Below are 3,520 nucleotides of genomic sequence, written 5' to 3'. Positions count from 1 at the left end.
TGGTTGTGATGATGCTCATAAGTGGCCATTAAGTCATCCATTTGATCGGCAAAAAGATCGTTAAATTGAGAATCCTTCAAAATAGACTCCGGCTGCCCCATGCAACAGATATGGTGATACAAGCACAACACTTGAGTTGATTCCTTCATCACCCGATGCAAATCGTGCGAGACCATTAATACCGCACATCCTTGTGTTTGATGAATATCTTGTATCAGTTTATATAAATGCATTTGCCCGTTGACGTCAAGGTTTTGGGCAGGCTCGTCAAGAATCAAAACGTTTGGCTTGCCCAATAAAGCGCGGGCTAACAGTACGCGCTGCATTTCACCACCTGATAGGTTTTTTAGCTCATTATTGAGTAGCGTCTCAATGCCAGTTAATTGAGCAGTTTCGTGCAAAAAATCAGCACTAACGGTTTGATTAAGTTTCAAAAAATCAACCACCGAAATAGGAATAAATTCATTGGGGATGAATTTTTGTGGCGTGTAGCCTAAGCGAATGTTGGTCGCTTTAGTGACTTGACCGGAATCCGGCTTGATTAGCCCTAATAAGATTTTAATTAGGGTGCTTTTGCCTGCGCCATTAGGCCCAATTAGCGTAATAAACTCACCCGCTTTAAGCGCAAAACTAACCTTGTCAAGCACAGATTTACCCTGGTGAGTTAGGCTAACTTGATCAACTTGGATGAGTGTCTCGGACATGGGCTAAAAAAAATACAAAAGTTAAGTTATTTTACAACTTAAGCTTGGGATAAAAATTGGTAAAATCAGGCGCATGTCACATAAGCTCATTTTACTCGATGGTTCGGCGTTTTTATTCCGCGCCTATTTTTCCACCTTAAAGCAAAACCTAAGCAATCAAGAGGGTTTTCCAACGGGCGCTATGTTTGGTGTGGTTAATGCAATTAAGCGTTTGCAAAATCAACATCCTGAGGCTAAATTAATTGCCATCTTTGATGCCAAGGGTAAAAATTTTAGACACGACATTTATCCAGACTATAAAGCCCACAGAAAGCCTGCCGATGATGAATTGATTATTCAAATTGAGCCTTTGTATGAGATCATTCAAGCTATGGGCTTTCACTTCATTTGCGTGTCAGGGGTGGAGGCAGATGACGTTATTGCCACGTTAAGCCACTGCGCTGATCAGAACAATATCAAAACCATGATTGCTAGTGGTGACAAAGATTTAATGCAATTGGTGAGTAGTAATATCTCTCAGATGGATATGAAGGGTGAGATTTATGATCGTCAAGCGGTGATTGAAAAGATGGGTGTCGCCCCTGAGAAAATCCTTGACCTGTTGGCGCTGACTGGCGATAGTGCGGACAACGTTCCAGGTGTGCCGAGTGTGGGCCCAAAAACAGCGATTAAATGGCTAGAGTTGTATCAAGATATTAATGGCATCAAAGAAAATTCTCATGAAATTAAAGGCAAAGTGGGTGAGAAGTTGCGCGATAATTTTGATTTGTTAGATTTGTCGCATCGACTGGTCCGCCTTAAGTTTGATGTTGATCTGCCGTGTAATATTTTGGATAATGAGCCGGGGCAAAATAGTGCTAAGTTAGCTAGTTTGTATCAGCAATATGGTTTTTCTATGTGGCATAGGCAGCTGGGAGATGTGGGTAGTGTTTCGTCAACTAATGAAAGTGTGTCCAGTCAAAGTGAAACGCCAGCGCCTGAAAGCTTGCCGGCACAAGGCCTGACACAAGATTACACGCAAACTACCGTATTGGATGAGTTGGCCTTCTCAACGATGTTGGCGCGTCTAGAATCAGCGAATCAGGTGGTGTTTGATTTAGAAACCAATTCACTTGATTACATGAATGCCAACATTGTAGGCTGGGTGTTTTTAGTTGATAAAGACAGTTTTTATGTGCCTGTTGCCCATGATTATTTAGATGCACCTAAGCAGCTTGATTTTGCCCAAGTTATGTCCGCACTTAAGCCTATTTTGGAAAATGAAGCCATTGGTAAAATTGGGCAAAATCTAAAATATGACGCCCATGTATTGGCCAATTATCAAATTGAATTAACTGGCATTACAGAGGACACCATGGTGAAATCCTATGTGCTTAATTCAGTTGCATCACGCCATAATATGGACGATTTGGCCGAGCATTATCTTAACCATCAAACCATTAAATTTTCTGAGGTTGCTGGCAAAGGAAAAAAACAAATTACTTTTAATCAGGTTTCATTGGCGGTGGCCAGTCCTTATGCTTGTGAAGACGTGATTGTGACAGATTTATTAAACAAAACACTGGATGAGCAGATTGCGCAATATCCAAAACTGGTTAAATTGTATCAACGTGTTGAACTGCCAATGGTGAAAGTGCTGATGCAAATGGAGCGTAATGGTGTTGAGCTTGATGTTGGGTCGTTGGGCGTACAGCAGCTTGATATTAAAACGCAAATGAGCAAAATTGAAACTCAGGCCTATGAGATTGCTGGCGAAGCGTTTAATCTAGAGTCACCCAAGCAAATTCAGCAAATTTTATTCTCTGAAGAGGGGCTAGGATTAGAGGCGAAAAAGAAAACCCCAAAAGGCGCACCGTCAACCAATGAAGAGGCGCTGAAGTTGCTAGATCATCCATTGGTTGATTTGATTTTAAGTTATCGTACGCTAACTAAGCTCAATTCAACGTATTTAGAGGCGTTGCCAAAACAGATTGATCTTAACACTCAGCGCCTGCACACTTCATATCATCAAGCGGTAACAGCCACAGGGCGCCTATCATCATCTAATCCAAACTTGCAAAATATCCCTATTCGTTCTGAGCAAGGTGCACGTATTCGTGGTGCTTTTATTGCCAGTAAAGGTAATGTGATTATTGCGGCTGACTATTCACAAATTGAGCTTAGAATTATGGCGCACATCTCTCAAGATGTTAATTTATTGCAAGCCTTTAAAGCCGATCAAGATGTTCATAGTGCCACAGCTGCCACCATGTTTGGAGTGGCAGCTGATGAAGTAACCAAAGAGCAAAGACGTCGTGCCAAGGCTATTAATTTTGGTTTAATCTACGGCATGAGCGCCTTCGGTTTGGCCAAACAAATTGATGTATCACGCACCGAAGCCAAGCAGTATATTGATGCTTATTTTGATAACTATCCGGGCGTGGCTAATTACATGGAAGACACTAAAGAGTCTGCCAAGATACAAGGCTATGTGGAAACGGTGATGGGTAGACGTTTATACCTACCTCAAATTAATGCCAAAAATAAAATGCTACAGCAGCATGCACTCAGAACTGCGATCAACGCACCAATGCAGGGCTCAAGTGCTGACATTATCAAGCTAGCAATGTTGGATGTGGCTCAGTGGATTGGCCAAGATAATGCGGATATTAAAATGATCATGCAGGTGCATGATGAATTGGTGTTTGAAGTGAACGCTGAGAAAGCGCACGAATTTGCCGATAAAATACGCAGCTTAATGGAGGATGCTTATGCGTTAGACATTCCACTAAAGGTGGATGTGGGCATGGGTGATTCTTGGCAACAGGCGCATTGAA

2 protein-coding genes are annotated in these 3,520 nt (G+C 42.0%); one reads left to right on the top strand and one right to left on the bottom strand.

Annotation, left to right across the window (positions count from 1 at the left end; genetic code table 11):
- Positions 1 to 704, bottom strand: a 704-nt coding sequence (locus tag PSN35_RS04990; protein WP_300030312.1) for a metal ABC transporter ATP-binding protein, incomplete at its 3' end; no start/stop codon positions are given.
- Between the two features lie 73 nt (positions 705 to 777).
- Here PSN35_RS04990 and polA point away from each other — a divergent pair.
- A complete protein-coding gene (gene polA, locus PSN35_RS04985) occupies positions 778 to 3,519 on the top strand; it encodes a DNA polymerase I (RefSeq protein ID WP_300030309.1) in 2,742 nt (913 codons plus the stop codon).
- The last annotated feature ends 1 nt before the right edge of the window (position 3,520 follow it).

Origin of the sequence: Candidatus Thioglobus sp. (genome assembly GCF_028599055.1) — a bacterium.
Taxonomy (GTDB): domain Bacteria; phylum Pseudomonadota; class Gammaproteobacteria; order PS1; family Pseudothioglobaceae; genus Thioglobus_A.
The sequence above is the reverse complement of the archived record's forward strand: the minus strand, read 5'-3'. Positions and strand labels throughout refer to the sequence as shown.

Bases quoted from the DNA above. Each gene is read 5' to 3' on its own strand.
- polA (WP_300030309.1), top strand. From the start codon at position 778: ATGTCACATAAGCTCATTTTACTCGATGGTTCGGCGTTTTTATTCCGC.